The organism is Peribacillus sp. FSL E2-0218 (assembly GCF_037992945.1).
In the GTDB taxonomy this organism is placed as follows: Bacteria; Bacillota; Bacilli; order Bacillales; family DSM-1321; genus Peribacillus; species Peribacillus simplex_B.
On the sequence record NZ_CP150304.1, the window covers coordinates 1,394,754 to 1,412,783 of the forward strand.

At 44.4% G+C, this 18,030-nt stretch carries 15 protein-coding genes; 13 read left to right on the forward strand and 2 right to left on the reverse strand.

Translation table 11 applies throughout. The features are described from left to right. The first annotated feature begins 179 nt into the window (after window positions 1-179). Window positions 180-1,154, forward strand: coding sequence for a D-glycerate dehydrogenase (locus MHI53_RS06685; RefSeq protein WP_061142465.1), 975 nt, complete (start codon window positions 180-182; stop codon window positions 1,152-1,154). A 470-nt stretch (window positions 1,155-1,624) separates the two neighbouring features. Continuing rightward, window positions 1,625-2,848, forward strand: a complete 1,224-nt coding sequence (locus tag MHI53_RS06690; RefSeq protein WP_061142522.1) for a multidrug effflux MFS transporter — start codon at window positions 1,625-1,627, stop codon at window positions 2,846-2,848. A gap of 62 nt (window positions 2,849-2,910) precedes the next feature. Here the strand turns inward: MHI53_RS06690 and MHI53_RS06695 are convergent, their stop codons facing one another. Beyond that, window positions 2,911-3,696 (reverse strand): SDR family NAD(P)-dependent oxidoreductase, encoded by a 786-nt coding sequence (locus tag MHI53_RS06695; protein ID WP_340373081.1) that lies wholly within the window; start codon window positions 3,694-3,696, stop codon window positions 2,911-2,913. A gap of 205 nt (window positions 3,697-3,901) precedes the next feature. On the opposite strand from MHI53_RS06695, the gene MHI53_RS06700 reads away from it, so the two are divergent. From MHI53_RS06700 to MHI53_RS06710, 3 genes are all read left to right on the forward strand, one after another. Continuing rightward, the gene (locus tag MHI53_RS06700; protein WP_340373082.1) at window positions 3,902-4,888 is read left to right on the forward strand and encodes a Gfo/Idh/MocA family oxidoreductase; all 987 of its coding nucleotides are present in this window, start codon (window positions 3,902-3,904) and stop codon (window positions 4,886-4,888) included. Window positions 4,889-4,998: 110 nt separating this feature from the next. After that, window positions 4,999-5,310 carry a hypothetical protein gene (locus MHI53_RS06705; protein WP_061142523.1) on the forward strand — a complete coding sequence of 104 codons (312 nt, stop codon included), beginning with the start codon at window positions 4,999-5,001 and terminating at the stop codon, window positions 5,308-5,310. 28 nt (window positions 5,311-5,338) lie between these two features. Then, entirely contained in the window at window positions 5,339-6,460 is a 1,122-nt protein-coding gene (locus tag MHI53_RS06710) for an NADH-dependent flavin oxidoreductase (RefSeq protein ID WP_340373083.1), read from the forward strand. Window positions 6,461-6,563: 103 nt separating this feature from the next. On the opposite strand, the gene MHI53_RS06715 is transcribed toward MHI53_RS06710, so the two are convergent. Further along, window positions 6,564-7,574: a LacI family DNA-binding transcriptional regulator gene (locus MHI53_RS06715; protein WP_340373084.1), complete on the reverse strand. Its 1,011-nt coding sequence runs from the start codon at window positions 7,572-7,574 to the stop codon at window positions 6,564-6,566. 343 nt (window positions 7,575-7,917) lie between these two features. Here MHI53_RS06715 and MHI53_RS06720 point away from each other — a divergent pair, with 343 nt between their 5' ends. The 8 genes from MHI53_RS06720 (at window position 7,918) to MHI53_RS06755 (ending at window position 18,004) form a co-directional block, all read left to right on the forward strand. Then, the gene (locus MHI53_RS06720) at window positions 7,918-9,603 is read left to right on the forward strand and encodes an alpha-amylase family glycosyl hydrolase (RefSeq protein ID WP_340373085.1); all 1,686 of its coding nucleotides are present in this window, start codon (window positions 7,918-7,920) and stop codon (window positions 9,601-9,603) included. An 11-nt stretch (window positions 9,604-9,614) separates the two neighbouring features. Further along, window positions 9,615-10,916, forward strand: a complete 1,302-nt coding sequence (locus MHI53_RS06725; RefSeq protein WP_340373086.1) for a sugar ABC transporter substrate-binding protein — start codon at window positions 9,615-9,617, stop codon at window positions 10,914-10,916. Window positions 10,917-11,074: 158 nt separating this feature from the next. After that, window positions 11,075-11,950 (forward strand): sugar ABC transporter permease, encoded by an 876-nt coding sequence (locus MHI53_RS06730; protein WP_155645474.1) that lies wholly within the window; start codon window positions 11,075-11,077, stop codon window positions 11,948-11,950. Then, window positions 11,937-12,791 (forward strand): carbohydrate ABC transporter permease, encoded by an 855-nt coding sequence (locus MHI53_RS06735; RefSeq protein WP_340373087.1) that lies wholly within the window; start codon window positions 11,937-11,939, stop codon window positions 12,789-12,791. The genes MHI53_RS06730 and MHI53_RS06735 overlap by 14 nt, the downstream gene beginning before the upstream one ends. A 37-nt stretch (window positions 12,792-12,828) precedes the next feature. Then, complete coding sequence (locus MHI53_RS06740; RefSeq protein ID WP_061142473.1) at window positions 12,829-13,887, forward strand: zinc-binding alcohol dehydrogenase; 1,059 nt, start codon at window positions 12,829-12,831, stop codon at window positions 13,885-13,887. Window positions 13,888-13,940: 53 nt separating this feature from the next. Next, window positions 13,941-14,735 (forward strand): sugar phosphate isomerase/epimerase, encoded by a 795-nt coding sequence (locus tag MHI53_RS06745; RefSeq protein ID WP_061142474.1) that lies wholly within the window; start codon window positions 13,941-13,943, stop codon window positions 14,733-14,735. A gap of 15 nt (window positions 14,736-14,750) precedes the next feature. Next, window positions 14,751-15,785 (forward strand): Gfo/Idh/MocA family oxidoreductase, encoded by a 1,035-nt coding sequence (locus MHI53_RS06750; protein WP_061142475.1) that lies wholly within the window; start codon window positions 14,751-14,753, stop codon window positions 15,783-15,785. Then, on the forward strand, window positions 15,782-18,004 hold the full coding sequence (locus MHI53_RS06755; RefSeq protein ID WP_340373088.1) for a glycoside hydrolase family 65 protein: 2,223 nt from the start codon (window positions 15,782-15,784) through the stop codon (window positions 18,002-18,004). The genes MHI53_RS06750 and MHI53_RS06755 overlap by 4 nt, the downstream gene beginning before the upstream one ends. The last annotated feature ends 26 nt before the right edge of the window (window positions 18,005-18,030 follow it).

Below are 18,030 nucleotides of genomic sequence, written 5' to 3' on the forward strand. Positions count from 1 at the left end.
CTCCTAAAGATAAACAAATTGGAAAACTAGTGAAATGACGAAATAGTAAGACTTTGTTATTCTATGATTAGTTGATTGAAAGGAAACTGTCAAGAAGAAGCTCCCATATGATCTGGATGAACTGTCCGGTTATGGTTTTTTATGGGTGGATCGAATGAATCAGTATAGGAGGTTATCAAGTGAGGCCGAAAATCTATATTACAAGGAAATTGCCGGAACAAATCATCGAAGGTTTAAGAAGGGATCATGACATCAGGATGTGGGAGGAAGAGGAGATACCGGTACCAAGGGAAGTCCTTGAAGAAGAAGTGAAGGAAGTGGATGGGCTGCTTTGCCTGTTGACGGAACAAATTGATAAGGCACTGATCGATCGGGCGGTTAAGTTGAAAATCATTGCCAATATGGCGGTCGGCCACAATAATATCGATGCGCACAGTGCCACGGAACGGGGCATCATGGTAACGAACACACCTGGGGTATTGACGGAAACGACAGCTGACCTAACCTTTGGCTTGCTGCTGGCAACGGCAAGAAGGATGATGGAGGCAGCCGATTATTTAAGAAGCGGAAAATGGGAAACATGGTCTCCCTTGCAGCTGACTGGGCAGGATGTACACGGTGCAACACTGGGAATCATCGGCTTGGGCAGGATAGGGGAAGCACTGGCCAAAAGAGCGAAGGGCTTTGATATGAATTTGGTTTATTTTAATCGAAGCCGTAAATATGAACAGGAAAAGAAATTGGGCATGAAATACCTCCCGCTTGAAAAGCTGCTTCAAGTATCCGATTTTGTGTGTGTCATGCTGCCGCTTACAAAGGATACCGCTTATATGATTGGCAAGGAGCAGTTGAAATTAATGAAGGGGACGAGTGTGCTCATAAATACGGCAAGAGGCGGGATCATCGATGAAAAGGCATTATATCATGCCTTGAAGAATCGTGAAATCTGGGCAGCAGGGCTGGATGTATTTGAAGATGAACCCGTTCCTGTCGAGCACCCGCTGCTAACATTGCCCAATCTGGTTACATTACCGCATATCGGGAGTGCCAGCATTGCCACAAGACTGAAAATGGCAGCCCTAGCTGTACAAAACCTGGCGGATGGATTGGCGGGAGATACCCCCCGAAATTTAGTATTGTTGAATAAAGCATAATCCGCGGACGGCCGGAAAAAGTGCGGGGAGGCTGGAAAAATCGGAGGCCGGCCGGAAAAAGTGCGATGTAGGTCGGAAAAATCGGAGGATGGCCGGAAAAAGTGTGGTTAAGGCCGGAAAAAATCGGAGGATGGCCGGAAAAAGTGCGGGGTGGGTCGGAAAAATCAGCGGACGACCTGAAAAATGCAGTGTAAGCCGTTTATCATCTGAAATGACTCCAAAAAGCGGTCATTTTTTATTGCCAGTACGGAAAAATGCACTGAAGTGGATTCCAATCTAAGGATTTGGGCGAGGTATATTTCAGATGAATTTCGCCGTTTTGCAGCAAAGGTAGACAGAGCGATAGGCAACCACATTGGGAGAATTCCAGATCAAGGGAGGCATACTTATCGTAAATTGTTCCGATCTTTTGTAAAATGAATAAAGCGAAAAACAATTAGTTGAAAGGGATAGGTTAACGAATGATTGAAATGAAGGAAACGATATCGACAGGTGACGAAATGACTAAATCCAAAAGACTGCTTTTGGCACTTATGCTAGGTTCTTTTGCAGCGATTGGACCACTGTCACTGGATATGTATTTACCAGGTCTCCCATCACTGGCGGATGATCTGAAAAGCAGTACGTCCCTGGCACAGCTGAGTTTGACTGCCTGCTTGTTAGGGTTGGCACTTGGCCAAATGTATTTGGGGCCGCTAAGCGATGCGAAAGGCAGGCGCACACCGTTAATCATTTCTTTATCGGTTTATGGCCTTTCATCTTTGTTATGTGCCTTTGCTCCAACGATTGAATTGCTATTATTATTACGTTTTATCCAAGGCGTTGCGGGTGCGGGGGGCATCGTCATTTCAAGGGCCATCGTCCGTGATTTATTTTCAGGAACGGATTTGACCAAATTCTTCTCCATGCTCATGCTGGTTAATGGGGCGGCGCCGATTTTGGCTCCTGTGTTTGGGGGACAGCTTTTACAGTTCACTTCTTGGCGGGGCGTTTTCCTGGTGATTGCGATATTAGGTGTCCTGATGGTTGCCGCTGCCTTTTTCGGGATAAAGGAAACTTTATCGCCTAATTTCAGGAGCGCCGGGGGGATATACGACACAATCAGGACTTTTGGGAATTTAGTGGGTGACCGTGTATTTATGGGGTATGCCTTTTCACAAGGCTTCATAAGTGCTGCCATGTTCGCTTATATTTCCGGTTCTCCCTTTGTCCTCCAGAACATATATGGCGTTTCCCCACAGACATTCAGCTTGATTTTTGCAATGAATGGAGTGGGAATCATCATTGCCTCTCAAGTGGCAGGAAAGCTGGCAGGAAGGGTGAAAGAAGAAAAACTCCTTCAAATCGGATTATGTCTTGCCCTGTTTGGCGGGGTTTTCCTTATTGCCTCAGTGCTTTTCGAGATAGGGTTAGCAGGAATTCTAATCGCTCTGTTCCTCTCGGTTTCAAGCGTCGGCATCGTCGGTACGACGAGTTTTTCGTTAGCGATGCAAAATCAGAAAAAAACGGCAGGCAGTGCATCGGCCTTGATTGGATTGCTGCCCTTCATACTGGGCTCACTCATGGCTCCTTTGGTGGGCTTGGGTTCTGGCGAATCACCCCTGCCGATGGGAATTGTGATGGTAAGCTGTCATGCGATCGCCATGCTCGCTTACCTAATGCTTGCACGCCGCGGCTTAAGAAAGGTCGCTTAAAACAGCTAAAGAGCTGAAGTCCCTTGGTGGGATTTCAGCTCTTTTTGTTAAGGTTTCATGGATTATAATAGCGATTCTGCTCCGTCGATATAAACTTCCGTGCCGGTGACGTGGGAGGACATGTCAGAAGCTAAAAATAATACAAGGTCACCAGCCTGATCGGTGGTTCCAGCTTTATTGGCTAAAGGCTGTGAGCCCTGCGGATATTCGATGGGTATCCTGATTTTCTCTAAGTGTTCATCTTCAGGGAAAGTATTGTCGTGGATGTTCGTATCGATTGACCCGGGACAAATGGTATTGACCCTGATTTTATATTTTGCCAATTCGAGCGCTGCCATTTTACCGAATGCGACCTGTCCAGCTTTGGAGGCGCTATAGGCGGAAAAACCAAAGTTCTTGAAAAATCGGTTACCATTGATGGAGCTGTTGATGACGATGCTGCCGCCCGTTTCCTTCATATATGGAATGGCGTATTTGATGGTGAGAAAGGTACCTTTAAGGTTAATGGTGTGCGTTTGATCCCAATCTTCTGGTTTGATGTCTTCAATTGGGGCAATCACGCCGTTGATGCCCGCATTAGCGAATACGAAGTCAATTTTTCCGAAATGGTCATAGGCAGCCTTGAAGGCATGTTCAACTTGCTCCGGCTTTGATACATCGGTTTTAATGATTAACGCTTCCCGGCCGAGATTTTCAACCTCTTCCTTCACCTTTTCAGCCTTTTCCACGGTGCGATCGAAAAAGATGATGTTCGCACCGTTTTCAGCTAGCTTCAGTGCTGCCCCCCGGCCAATTCCCGATCCTCCGCCGGTAATGATGGCCACCTTATTTTTCATTAAATCTGACATAACCTTCACACGCTCCTTTTTTAGTTTTCTTTCCCCTTTAGGGAGTATGTAGAAACCTCATGGCAGTGGTAATATAGGAAATTATATACGAATATTGCCTAAAAAATCCAATTTGAACCTTTGCCGTTAATCATTATGTTTTGTTTTTTTATGAATTGTCGGTATATTGAGTACATAATAAGTTAGCTTGAAAGGGGATAGGCTGTTGATACGAATAGGGGTAATAGGAACAAATTGGATCACGGAACGATTTTTGGAGGGGGCAAAGCATGTAGCGGATCTATCGTTAACGGCGGTATATTCACGGACGGAAGAGAAGGCTAAGGAATTTGCCGGGAAATATGGAGTTTCGACGATTTTTACGAATTTGGAGGAAATGGCCGCAAGCGATGCGATCGACGCTGTCTATATAGCCAGCCCCAACTCCCATCATTGCAGGCAGGCAGTATTATTTTTACAAGCTAAGAAGCATGTATTATGTGAAAAACCAATGGCCTCAAATGCGGCCGAGGTGAAGCAAATGATCGAGGCCGCCCAACAAAATGGCGTGCTATTGATGGAAGCGATGAAATCAACGATCATGCCAAATTTCCGAAGCGTGCAGGAAAATATCGCGAAAATCGGCGAAGTACGCCGTTTTACGGCAAGCTTTTGTCAATATTCCTCCCGCTATGATGCGTATAAACAGGGTACAGTGCTGAATGCATTCAATCCGGAATTTTCGAGTGGTTCATTAATGGATTTGGGGATTTATGTCCTGTATCCGCTTGTTGTTCTATTCGGTAAACCGAATAAGGTGCAGGCAACAGGAACGATGCTTGAATCAGGAGTTGATGGGCAGGGCTCGATCTTGCTTTCTTACGATGATATGGAAGCAGTCGTCATGTATTCGAAGATCACCCAATCCGATCAGCCAACTGAAATTCAGGGGGAACTTGGAAGCATCTTAATACAGAAAATTTCAGGACCGGTTGCTGCAAGTATCCAGTACCGCGACGGAACCGCTGAAAATATTACGGTACCTCAGGATATGCCGTCGATGTATTATGAAGCGGAAGAATTCGTTGGATTGATAAAGCAGGGGAAAATGGAGTCCGATATAAATTCTTTCTCCCACTCACTATCGACGATGGAAATCATGGACGAAGCAAGACGCCAAATCGGTATCGTCTTCCCGGCAGACCGATCATAAGCCTTTAATGAGTACAGCCTCAAGTTGGAAGGGTATAAATGGATGTTACGGATTACCTTAAGTTGGGTACAATTGAGTACACGGACAATTTTATTGCTGGAGGAATGGACATGAAATGCAAAATTAATCGGAATGCAGCAAAGGTTCTTCATAATATGCTGAACACGGATGAAGCAAAAGGAAAAATGGTCCGTGTGTATATCACCCATATGCATGGTGACCATGCTCATTATGAGATGAAGCTGGATACACCCGCTGCGCATGATGAAATCGTCAAAACGGATAAAGATATTGATATTTTGCTGGACTCACGTGAGGAATTTCTTGACGGTGTCTGGATCAAATATTTTTACGTACCTGAAGAAGGCTTTGAAATTACTAATCCTTCTAAAGAACCGAACGGGCATCATCATCACCAGTAACAGTAGAATGTGAAGGGGGACAATTGGCATGAATCAAAAATACGAAAAGATTTTTCAACCATACAAATTTTCATCAGGGGTCGAAGTGAACAACCGGATCATGATGGCCCCGATGACCACCTATTCTTCAGATGATCATGGGGTGGTGACCGATGCGGAACTGGCTTACTACGCCGATCGTTCTGCAGGTGTAGGCGCAGTGATTACGGCGTGTGCTTATGTCATGGCCAGCGGCAAAGGGTTTCCGGGCCAATTAAGTGCAGATGACGATTCCTTTATCCCATCGTTAAAAAAATTGGCGGAAACGATTCAATCCAACGGATCAAAAGCCATTTTACAAATCTATCATGGCGGTCGCCAAAGCCCTCCGGAGTTATTGCCTGATAACCAGCCAGTTTCAGCCAGCGCCGTTGCTTCCAAAGAGGATGCACCGGTACCGCGGGAAATGAGTGAAGACGACATACAAGAAGTCATTACCGCATTTGGAGAAGCGACAAGAAGGGCGATTGAAGCAGGATTCGATGGTGTGGAAATCCATGGCGCCAATACATACTTGCTCCAGCAGTTCTTCTCGCCACACTCGAATCGCCGTTCCGATAAATGGGGAGGGACATTAGGCAAACGGCTCATTTTCCCGCTCACAGTTGTGAATGAAGTGGAAAAAACAGTTGCTGAGCATGCCAAGAAGCCATTTATCATCGGCTACCGTCTATCCCCTGAAGAAGGTAGCAATCCCGGAATTACTTTGGATGATACGCTGCAGCTTGTTGATAGATTGGCGAATCAAAATCTTGATTACCTGCATATCTCGGTAGGCCATTTCTGGAATGGTTCCTTCCGTGAGAGTGACAGGACCAAGTCACGGATCGTTAAAATATACGATAAAGTGGGCAACCGCATCCCGGTCGTCGGTGTAGGGGAGCTGCATACTCCCGATGAAGTGGCAGAAGCTATGGAAACGGGTGTCCCTTTTATCGCCCTTGGCCGGGAGCTACTGATGGAGCCGCATTGGATCGAAAAAATCAGGTCAGGAAAAGAAATGGAAATACGAACGACGCTTTCCAAAAAAGATCAGGCCGAACTGGTCATTCCCGATCCGCTCTGGGAAAAGCTAATTGGGGTCAAGGGTTGGCTCCCGGTCGTGGATTGAATATGAAAATCAAGAGTGAAAAGAAACGTCCTCCATTCATTGGAGGACGTTTTTTTGAATGTCATCTCATTTTACTAGGATTCTTTCCTGAAAACTCCATTATTCAAATCTCAGCTACGGAATTTTGGATGATGTTTTCGGTTGGAATGATCGTATGTGGCTTCGTGTTTGGATCGTTCTGGATTTTTGCAAAAAGTATTTGTGTTGCTACATCTCCTAATTTCCTCACGGGAATCTCTTTACAGGTCAAAGATGGAGAAAGGAATGGATGTAAATTTGAATTGCTGTATCCTACAATGGATAGATCTTCCGGAATGGAAATACCATTTTCGGCGGCCATCTTATAGATACTCATCACTTTAAGATCATCCGTGGCAAAAATGGCCGTCGGCGGGTTATTTCCCAGCATTTTTTTTGCTGATTGATGGGCGGCATCAATGGTGTAACCGCTATTCACGATCCATTCATCCTTTAACGGGAGGCCATTTGCAATCATGCATGATTTAAATCCTTCCAAGCGATCGATGGAAACATGATAATCCAATGGAGAATGCAGGCAGGCAATATCGCTATGTCCTTTATCGATCAAGTATTGCGTCAAATCATAACTGTCCATAAAGTTATTCGTATCTACAGAAAAAACATTTTTATAATCTCCCTCAACCTTTCCAATGACTACTATAGGGATATTAAAGGGATCTATCTGCTGGAAAAAGTTCTCATCTGCAGGGGAACTTAACATGATAATCCCTTTTATGAACTTCTCTTTTATTTTCCGAATGCATTTTTGAAGCTCGTCCTGGCTGTTTTTTGCCGTCTGTAATATAACATCGAAGTTTTTATCTTCGGCATTGGTTGATATGGCATGGATAATATCAGAGAAAAATGGGTTATTAGCGGTAGTTTTGGTGGAACGAGATAGTACCATGATGGCATCAAATCCTGAGGAAAGGGCCCTGGCTAGTTTGCTGGGATGATAGTTCAGTTGTTCAATTGCCTTTAACACACGCTCACGCGATTCTTCAGAGATATTGCTTTGATTGTTGAGAACGCGTGACACGGTGGATTTTGAAACCATTGCAACACGGGCGATATCGTAAATGGTGTGTCCCAATAATGTTCTCCCCCTCCTGGTATGCTTCTGTATGATCTTTTCTTCTGGATTTTAAAGGTTCAATAGTAAATGTGGTGCATGAATGTTAAAGAGAGCGGTTTCATAGGGTAAATTATATGGGTGAAACGTGATGCTGGCAATAGAAATTTTAAAACCGGAAGGGATGCAGGCAGAGAAAGCCCTGTTTAGCCAGTATGCGAAAATTGAAAAAAATCAGGGATTCCTCTTTTGGTTTTCGTTGACAGAAAGCGCTTACTGTATTATATTTTGTTTGTGGGAGCGGTACCACGAATAAAATATCAATCTATCAATTTATGGAAACGGTTCCAAGGAGGAGGCGTATATGGAATATATCAAACAGAGGCTGTCTGCAATATATGGGGAATCTGATGCACAAAATATATGGACTAGCTTGAAAGAAAAGTTATTGAAAGCAAAACAAACCCATTATAAAGAACGAAAACAAAGATGGGATGAAAAAGATCTGGTTTTAATTACGTATTCAGATCAATTCCGGGAGGAAGGAAAGCCGGCATTGGCGACATTTGAGAAGGTGTTTGATCGTTATTTGGCAGACCAATTCGAAATTGTCCACTTGCTTCCCTTTTATCCCTATTCGTCGGATGATGGTTTTTCGGTCATCGACTATAAGAAGGTCAATCCAATAGCAGGAGATTGGGGAGATGTAGAAAACCTATCCAAGAAAACGAGAATCATGTTCGATTATGTGTGCAATCATATTTCGGCAAAGAGTGAATGGTTTAAAGAATACATAAAAGGCAATCCCGAATATGCTCACTTTTTTACGGAGATGGAACCTGACACAGATCTGAGTGCAGTAACGAGACCAAGATCCACTCCAGTTCTCACCAAGTTCGAAATGGAAGATGGAGCAGAAAAATATATTTGGACGACGTTCAGTGAAGACCAAATTGATTTGAACTTCAAAAACCCAAATGTTTTATTGAGTATGATCGATGTCCTATTATTCTATATTGAGCACGGTGCTGAATATATCCGGCTCGATGCGGTAGGATTCATGTGGAAGGAAGTTGGAAGTACGTGCATCCATCTTGAAAAAACACATCAAATCATCAAACTATTCCGTGATATTGTTGAGGAAGTAGCGAAAGGAACGGTCATCATCACGGAAACAAATGTACCTCATAAAGATAATATTTCCTATTTCGGCAATGGAAGCGATGAAGCACATATGGTTTATCAATTTCCCCTACCTCCACTTGTGCTATATACAATCAACCGGGGCAATGGGAGCGCTCTCACAAACTGGGCAAGAAATCTGCAGCCGGCAGGCGACGAGACAACCTTCTTTAATTTCCTCGCTTCCCATGACGGCATCGGCTTGAATCCGATTCGCGGCATCATCCCGGAAGAAGAAATTCTTGCGCTCGTATCCGATCTTAAAGAAGAAGGAGCAAAGGTAAACTATAAAAATAATCCTGATGGCACACAAAGTCCATACGAAATAAACGTGACTTACTTGGACGCGTTAAATAAACGCGCGGATGATGATGAATTAAGGATGAAACGGTTCTTATCGGCACATTCCATTTTATTATCACTTCAAGGAGTGCCGGCGATATACATCCAAAGTATATTAGGATCCAGAAATGATTATGATGGCGTTGCCAAAACAGGAATGAACCGTTCCATTAACCGTCAAAAGTATAGTTTGGAAGAAATCGAAGCTGAGCTGACAAAACCTGGTACGTTGCGAAGCAAGATATATCGCGAATTAACGACCATCATTCAAGTAAGAAAAGCGGAAGCCTTATTCCATCCGGATGTGCCTATGGAGGTTTTGGAAAAAGGAGAAAAGATATTTGCACTCAAGAGGGGCACCGACTCCGGTGAAAGCCTTACCATTATTCATAATATTGCGAATGAACCGGTTGGTTTCGAATTATCGGGAGAATATGTAAATCTGATCACTGGGGAAGAAGTGACTTTCGCCGAAACTATAACACTGGATCCCTATCAATTCCTTTGGTTGAAATCAAGTAACTAGGAGGCAAACCGATGAAACTCAAAATCATGAGTGTAGCGTTGATCTTCGTTTTAAGCGTTGTATTATCAGCCTGCAGCGGAAGCAACAAAACAGGCACAGATGAGATCATAACGATCGAATTCATGCATTCTTCCGTTGAACAAGAGCGTCTGGCGGTGATCAACAAGCTGGTGGATAAATTCGAGAAAGAAAACCCGGCCATAATAATTAAGCAAGTTCCGGTTCAAGAAGATGCATATAACACAAAGATCATCACGTTAGCGAGTGCCGGAAAGCTTCCTGCAGTCCTAGAAGTTGGCCAGGACTACGCAAAGGTAATGGATAAAGAGCAGCTTATCGATAAAGAGGCCGTTACCGAAACGCTTGAGAAAGCGGGTGAAAAAGACTTCTATGACGGCGCTTTAAAATTAATGACACCAGAAGATGGGAAGGGTTATACCGGAATTCCGATAAGTGGCTGGGTACAAGGAATTTGGTTCAATAAAGATATGCTGGCCTCCAAAGGTTTTGAAGAGCCGAAAAACTGGGAGGATGTACTGAAGGTCGCAAAGGCATTTACGGACAGCGGCAGTAAAAAGTACGGCATCGGCTTGCCGACCATCGAAGGAGGATTCTCGGAGCAAGCATTCTCTCAATTTGCGCTATCGAACAATGCCAATGTACTGGATGTCAATGGAAAGCTGGATATGAATAAAAAAGCAATGAAGGACGCGCTAACCTATTATAAAGAACTGGCCCAATATACGATGCCGGGATCAAATGATACCACTGAGGTAAAAGATGCATTCATGAATGGAACGACGCCAATGGCTCTATATTCGACGTATATCCTCCCTTCGGTTCATGCGGAAGGTGATGCAGACAATATTGGTTTTGCGATTCCTGAACAAAAAACAAAAGCCGTGTATGGTACGGTATCGGCTATCACCATTTCCTCTGGTTTGGAAGATGCACAAAAAGAGGCGGCAGAAAAATTCACGGCGTTTTTGTCAGAGCCGGAAAATATGACAGATTGGGTATTGATGTCACCAGGCGGTGCACAGCCTGTCAATAAAGCGGTTACGGAAAACGCTGCATATCAGGCCAATGAAGTGGTGAAATCCTTCGGGGATTTATCGACGGAAATTGCCACATCCTTTAACGATATCCAAGTCTTTGGTCTGGTCGGCGGGAAAAACTACACGAAAATGGGAGATATAACGAGCTCAGGCGCCATTTCGAAATTAGTGAATGAAATTACAGTTGGCGGAAAAAGCGTCGATGGTGAACTTGAAATCGCTGAAAAGAAAATTAAAGATGTCTTAAGTAAATAAGATTCAAGGAAAGGCAAAAACATCCGGCAAGATCCTCTATTTTAGTGAGTATGTCCAAGCTCTATACCTAATGAAGAGGGGAGCAAGATCCCTCGTCGATCAAAAGGGTCTTGGACATCTCTTAGGGGAAAACGGTATGTATTCAGGGGGTCATGAACATGAAAAACAGAGGGAAATCGGATATGAGGTTGGCATTGGTACTGCTTTTCCCAAGCGTCTTTTTAGTGCTTTTGCTTGTGGCATATCCAATGATATCCAACATAAAGATTAGTTTTTTTGATCTGCCAATCAATCCACGGCTAGATGCGACCTTTGTCGGGTTAAAAAACTATACGGACATACTGACGGATGTCGAATTCATTAAATCATTAGGAATTACAGTTTTATACATGATACTGGCAGTGGCAGGGAGTACGGCATTGGGATTGGCCGTGGCGATCTTTTTTAATCGCCCCTTCAAATTCCGTAAAGCAGCCCGATCCTTAATTATCCTGTCTTATGTAACCCCTTCGATTTCCTTGGTATTTGCGTGGAAATACATGTTCAATAATGGATATGGTGTCATAAATCATCTGGGAGTGGACGTGTTCCATTTATTCGATAAGGCGCCCCTATGGTTTGACAATCCTGTCAGCAGCTTCATACTGGTCGTGCTTTTTGCAATATGGAGATACTTCCCATATGCATTCATCTCGTTTCTGGCAATCTTGCAGACAGTGGATTCCAGTTTATATGAAGCGGCGGAAATCGATGGGGCGTCAACGTGGGAGAAGTTCAAGAATGTGACCATCCCGGCGATCATGCCTGTGCTGATAACGATAATAACCCTTCGTTCCATCTGGTTGTTCTATATGTTCACAGATGTATATCTGTTAACGAACAAAGTGAACATCATCGGGATTTACTTATACGAAACGGCATTTGCCTTTAATGATCTTGGTAAGGCCGCATCCATTTCTGTCATTCTTTTCATTATCCTTTCCATCGTAATAATAGCATCAAGAAAGCGGGTGAAATTCAATGGCAATGGCTAGCAGTAAAAAGAATAAAGCAGCAAGGAAGATCGGGTTTTATACCGGGCTGATCGCCTTATTGATCGTTTCCCTATTCCCATTTTTCATCATGCTGATGACTTCCTTCAAGACCTCTAGGGAAGCGGTTGCTACCGAACCAACCTTTTTTCCGAAGCATTGGACATTCCAGCATTATGTTGATATCTTCAACCCGGATATCTTCCCTTTTTTATCTTATTTTAAAAACAGCTTAACTGTGGCTCTCACTGCAGCGCTGCTGTCGGTTTTAATCGGCATTTTCGGGGCCTATGCCCTTTCGAAATTGAACTTTATCGGAAAGACGACCATTAATGCCAGCTTTTATACCGTGTATATGCTGTCTGGGATTTTGCTTGTCGTGCCGTTATTCAAGATCATTTCCGGGCTCGGCTTGTATGATACGAAAACGGCACTGATCATCACGATGATCGTTCAAACGCTTCCCACTTCGATTTTTATGTTAAAAAGTTATTTTGACACCATTCCGGATGATTTGGAGGAAGCAGCGATGATCGATGGATTAAACCGAATCCAGATCATTTTCTATATTATCATCCCTCTAGCTCTATCAGGGATCATATCTGTTTTTGTATATTCCTTTATGGTCGCCTGGAATGATTACTTGTTTGCATCGATATTCCTATCGGATTCCGCAAACTTCACGCTTCCCATCGGCTTGAATGCCTTGTTCAGTACACCTGATTATATATGGGGAAGAATGATGGCAGCTTCGCTTATAACGGCATTGCCTGTTGTAGGGATGTACGCAATCTCCGAGCACTTCATAAAAGGGAACATGACCGAAGGCGGAGTGAAGGGATAATCGGGAAAAATCAAATAAACGAGAGAAGGTATATAGGATGAAAAAATTAGTTGCAGTAAAACCAAGAGTAGCGGCATTGGTCGATTACGAAGAAAGTGCCATCAAGCCGAATGAAGTGAAAATAGATGTACAGTTCGCCTCGCCTAAACATGGCACGGAGGTGATTGACTTTCGTGGGATGACACCTTTCATGGATGAGGATTTTTCTGAAGAGTGGCGGATGTTCATGCCAAGGGAAGAAGGGTCGACTAAAGGGATTGTATTCGGCGAATTCCAGCTTGGGAATATGGTTGTAGGACAAATCATTGAAAAAGGAAGCGATGTAACGGGATACCAGGTGGGGGATACGGTTTGTACATACGGCCCCATCATGGAAACGGTCATTGTGAATGCTGTGGATAACCACCGATTACGTAAAATGCCTGAGGGAGCTAAATGGCAAAATGCCGTGTGCTATGATCCCGCACAATTTGCCATGAGCGGTGTACGTGATGCCAATGTACGCGCAGGTGATTATGTCGTAGTGGTGGGACTTGGTGCAATTGGACAATTGGCCATCCAGCTGGCAAAAAAAGCGGGTGCGAGTATCGTTGTCGGTGTTGATCCCTTGAGTCAACGCAGGGAGATCGCACGGCGTAACGGGGCGGATGTTTGTTTTGATCCGACCATCGATGATGTTGGTTTTGAAGTGAAAAAGCTGACAAACAAAATAGGGGCGGATTCAATCATTGAAACAAGCGGAAATGCGGCAGCTCTTCAAGCGGCACTGAAGGGCATTGCTTATGGTGGCATCATTTCATATGTGGCCTTTGGGAAAGCCTTTCCGGAAGGTTTGAACTTTGGAAGGGAAGCCCATTTCAATAATGCCAAAATCGTGTTCTCCCGCGCAGCAAGCGAGCCTAATCCAGATTATCCACGCTGGAACAGAAAGCGCATCGAAGAGACCTGCTGGGAGTTGCTAATGAACGGTTATTTAAATTGCGAGGATATCATCGAACCAATCGTTACGTTTGAACAAAGTGCAGAAGCCTATATGGAATATGTCGATCAGCATCCCGAATTAAGTATCAAAATGGGAATTGACTATAAAAAATGAGTCTTTAGCGCGCGATGTTTAATGATGAGTACTTGTGAATGGGGGCTTTATTTATGAAAATCGGTACACAGGATCAAGCGTTTTTTCCGAGGGATATGAAAGAAAAATTCTTTTTCTTAAAAGAAGCAGGCTTTGAAGGATATGAAATCGATGGCAAACTCCTTGTCGACCATTTGGAAGAAGTGAAGGTTGCCATTGAGGAGACAGGGCTTCCGGTAACGACTGCCTGCGGAGGCTACACCGGTTGGATCGGTGACTTCGACGAGGAACGCAGGCTGAACGGATTAGCTGAAATCAAAAAAATCCTTGAGGCGCTCAAAGAAGTGGGCGGGAAAGGGATTGTCGTTCCAGCTGCCTGGGGCATGTTCACGTACCGCTTGCCGCCAATGCATTCTCCTAGAAGCCAGGAGGCAGATAGGAAGGCCATTACCGATTCCCTGCTTTACTTGGAGACAATTGCAAAGGAAACCGGGACAACGATATTTCTTGAACCTTTGAATCGCTATCAAGATCATATGATCAATACGCTGGCAGATGCAAGGAGTTATATAGAAGCAAATGAGTTGGGCAACGTGAAAATCATCGCGGATTTCTATCATATGAACATTGAAGAAGATGATATATCCGAGGCACTTCATCTGAATCAGGATTTGGTGCGGCACATCCATCTGGCGGATAACCACCGTTTTCAGCCAGGCAGCGGTTCACTGGACTTCAAACGACACTTTGATCAGCTTAAAGAAGATGGATATGATGGTTTTTTAACACTGGAATGCCGTGTAAGGGGAATTGATCCGAAAGCGGAATATATGAAAGCGTTACATTACCTAAAGCAATCACTAGGCTAAAGGGGCTGACTGAAGATGAAGAAGAGAATTGCGATAATTGGTGGAGGGCAAATGGCGGAAAAGGTCCATGTTTCATACTACCGTACCAGGAATGAGGTTGAAATTGTCGCAGTTGTCGGCTCAAATTTCGAACGGACAAAAGAGTTTGCGGAACGGAATGGAATCGCCCGATACTATACGGATGTAGAGGAAATGTTTCAAGCGGAACACCCGGACATCGTCAGTGTCTGCACGCCGAATAAATTCCATCATGAGCATGTCATGAAGGCTTTGGAGCATGGCTGTCATGTTCTCTGCGAGAAGCCGCCTTCCATTTCAAGCCAAGAAGCAAGGCAGATGCAAGAAGTGGCTAAAGAAAAAAATCTAATTCTCGCTTATAATTTTCACCATCGCTTTGCCGAAGACGTTGAAATCATGCAGCAAAAAGTGGCGGAAGGCGTGCTTGGGGATGTTTATGTTGTAAAAGCGAAGGCGCTCCGCCGAAGCGGTGTACCTGGTTGGGGAAATTTCACTAACAAAGAAGCGCAGGGCGGGGGGCCCCTGATAGATTTGGGCGTCCACATGCTCGATGCCGCCCTCCATGTTTTAGGTTATCCAAAAGTCGAAAAGGTAACGGCAAAAATGTTTCAAAAAATCGGCACGAAAAAATCGCACGGATCTTTTGGTGAATGGGATCCAAACAAGTATGAAGTGGAGGATTCCCTATTTGGATTCATAGAGCTTGAAGGCGGGTGCTTGCTGCAAATCGAGACTTCATTTGCTCTGAATATAAAAGAAACATCCATCATGAATGTGGAATTCCTAGGGGATGAGGCGGGTGCAACCCTGTTTCCTGCCCATATTTATTCCGATCGAAAAGGGGAATTGGTGACGATATTGGATAGGAAGACAGCCGATCCAGAAAGGCTACAGAAAGGAATGGCAGCCTTTGTTGATAAATGCCTAGGCAAAGAGGTCATGGTGGCTGATGGAAGAGAAGGTTACTTGATCATGCAACTCGTCGAAGCTCTCTATCAATCTGCTGAAAAAGGTGAAAGCATAACGATATGAAAAAATTAGAAGAAAATAGTTTCGATCCGCGCTATATAAATAAATTCGCTAGTTTAATGACTGTAGGCAACGGATATTTCGGTCTGCGTGCTTCCCATGAAGAAAATTATGTAAATCAAACAAGAGGGATGTATGTGGCAGGGATTTATAATAAAGCTACAGTCAATGAACCGTCCGATTTGGTCAACTTGCCAGATGTGGCGGGCATGAATATTGAGCTTGATGGAGAGGTCTTTTCCCTATTAACAGGAGAGATTCTTTCCTACAAACGCCAGTTGAACCTTGAAAACGGGGAACTGCGACGTGATATATTATGGAAAAGCAGAACCGGTTCACGCTTCCGCCTTACGTTTCAGCGTTTTGCCGCAAAAAACGACCGCCATGTTCTGGCAACTAAATTGACGGTTACTTCTTTGGATAAACCTGCTCAAATGAAAATCGTGACTGGAATCGATGCACAGCAAACGAATTTTGGAAGACAGCATCTTATTGAAGAAAAGGTTCGTGTTGCGGAAGGGGACTTGCTTCAGGGAACCTATAAAACAACCGAATCGGGGCATACCATCGCAATTGCAACATGTTGTACTGGTTCAGTCAAAGGCGAGATGTCCCACACTGCTAAAAATAGGCAGCTGCTATCCGCCATTAATCAGGACCTTCTGGCTGATACCCCTTTCGTTCTTGAAAAAATGGGCGTCATTTTTACGTCCCTGGATGGTGATTTAAGGGGGGAAAGCCCTGAAGAAGCAAGTGAAGCGGTCCTACGAAGCTGCTCTGCTGCTGGATATGATGCTTTGCTGCATAAATCGGCAGGGGAGTGGGCGCAATTTTGGATGGAAAAGCGCATCAAAGTGGCATCGACGAGGGATTTTGACCAGCTTGCCATCGATTTTTCCCTATATCAACTGGAGGTCATGACACCTGCCCATGATGAACGGTTTAGCGTAGGTGCAAAGGGTTTGACGGGAGAAGGATATAAAGGACATGTGTTTTGGGATACGGAAATATTCATAACACCGTTTCATCTGTATACGGAGCCGGAAAAAGCGAGAAAGCTTTTGCGTTACCGTTACTTGAGGCTGAAGCAGGCGCTGGATAAAGCTGCATCGAATGGCTATGAAGGGGCTTTGTTCCCTTGGGAAAGTGCATTCACTGGTGAAGAAGAAACACCTGAATTTGCAGCCATCAACATTAAAACCGGGAAGCGTCAGAAGGTGGCCTCCGCTTTGGCGGAGCACCATATTGTTGCAGACATTGCCTATACTGTAGTGAAATACTACCAAAATACATGGGATGACTCGTTCATGAAAAAAGAAGGGCTGGAGCTTCTTAAGGAAACGAGCCGGTTTTGGATCAGCCGGGCCGTGGAAGAAAATGACCAGCTGGTTATCAAAGATGTCATCGGACCGGATGAGTACACGGAGCATATCGATAATAATGCCTTTACCAATTATATGGCTTGGTACAATGTCGAGCAGGCGCTGTTTTTTATGGATAAATACGGGGATGATGATCGGCAATTAAAGGATCGGGGCCATGAGTTTTTGAAGCGCTTATATCTGCCTAAGGCCAATGATGATAAAATCATCCCCCAAGATGATACGTTCCTGAGCAAGCCTGAGATCGACCTTTCACGGTACAAACAAGCTCAGGGCAGTCAGGGCATCCTTATGGATTATTCACGTCAAGAAGTGAATGAGATGCAAATCCTGAAACAGGCGGATGTCGTCATGCTGCTCTACTTATTACCGGATGTATTTCCAAGTGATATAATCTATGAAAATCTGCGTTATTATGAGGAGCATACCATCCACGACTCTTCATTGAGCAAAGCGATTCATGCCATAGTTGCAGCAAGGGCGGGGGAAATCGAAAAGGCATACGAATTTTTCCAGGAGAGCTGTTTAATCGACTTGGGCCCGAATCCTCAATCCTCTGATGAGGGACTTCATGCTGCTTCCCTCGGTGCCATCTGGATGGCAGCAATGTTCGGTTTTGCAAATGTCTCGATCAAGAATCAGCGGTTAAGTCTGGACCCTAAGCTGCCATCAGGATGGTCAGAACTTGCTTTCCCGCTCAATTTCCAAGGGTCTCGCTTACATGTTGCCCTAACCCACAACCAAGCCGTCATAACGAAAGTTTCGGGTGATGATGTATGTATTGAACTAAATGGGACTGAATTTCTCGTATCGGACAAATTTGCAATGGACCTTCACTAAAAGAGAATAGCATCCGTTCTTGCTAG

Coding starts and splice junctions, on each gene's coding strand:
- MHI53_RS06740 (WP_061142473.1), top strand. CDS start 12,829: ATGAAAAAATTAGTTGCAGTAAAACCAAGAGTAGCGGCATTGGTCGAT.
- MHI53_RS06755 (WP_340373088.1), top strand. CDS start 15,782: ATGAAAAAATTAGAAGAAAATAGTTTCGATCCGCGCTATATAAATAAA.
- MHI53_RS06705 (WP_061142523.1), top strand. CDS start 4,999: ATGAAATGCAAAATTAATCGGAATGCAGCAAAGGTTCTTCATAATATG.
- MHI53_RS06720 (WP_340373085.1), top strand. CDS start 7,918: ATGGAATATATCAAACAGAGGCTGTCTGCAATATATGGGGAATCTGAT.
- MHI53_RS06735 (WP_340373087.1), top strand. CDS start 11,937: ATGGCAATGGCTAGCAGTAAAAAGAATAAAGCAGCAAGGAAGATCGGG.
- MHI53_RS06730 (WP_155645474.1), top strand. CDS start 11,075: ATGAAAAACAGAGGGAAATCGGATATGAGGTTGGCATTGGTACTGCTT.
- MHI53_RS06750 (WP_061142475.1), top strand. CDS start 14,751: ATGAAGAAGAGAATTGCGATAATTGGTGGAGGGCAAATGGCGGAAAAG.
- MHI53_RS06695 (WP_340373081.1), bottom strand. CDS start 3,696: ATGTCAGATTTAATGAAAAATAAGGTGGCCATCATTACCGGCGGAGGA.
- MHI53_RS06690 (WP_061142522.1), top strand. CDS start 1,625: ATGAAGGAAACGATATCGACAGGTGACGAAATGACTAAATCCAAAAGA.
- MHI53_RS06710 (WP_340373083.1), top strand. CDS start 5,339: ATGAATCAAAAATACGAAAAGATTTTTCAACCATACAAATTTTCATCA.
- MHI53_RS06725 (WP_340373086.1), top strand. CDS start 9,615: ATGAAACTCAAAATCATGAGTGTAGCGTTGATCTTCGTTTTAAGCGTT.
- MHI53_RS06745 (WP_061142474.1), top strand. CDS start 13,941: ATGAAAATCGGTACACAGGATCAAGCGTTTTTTCCGAGGGATATGAAA.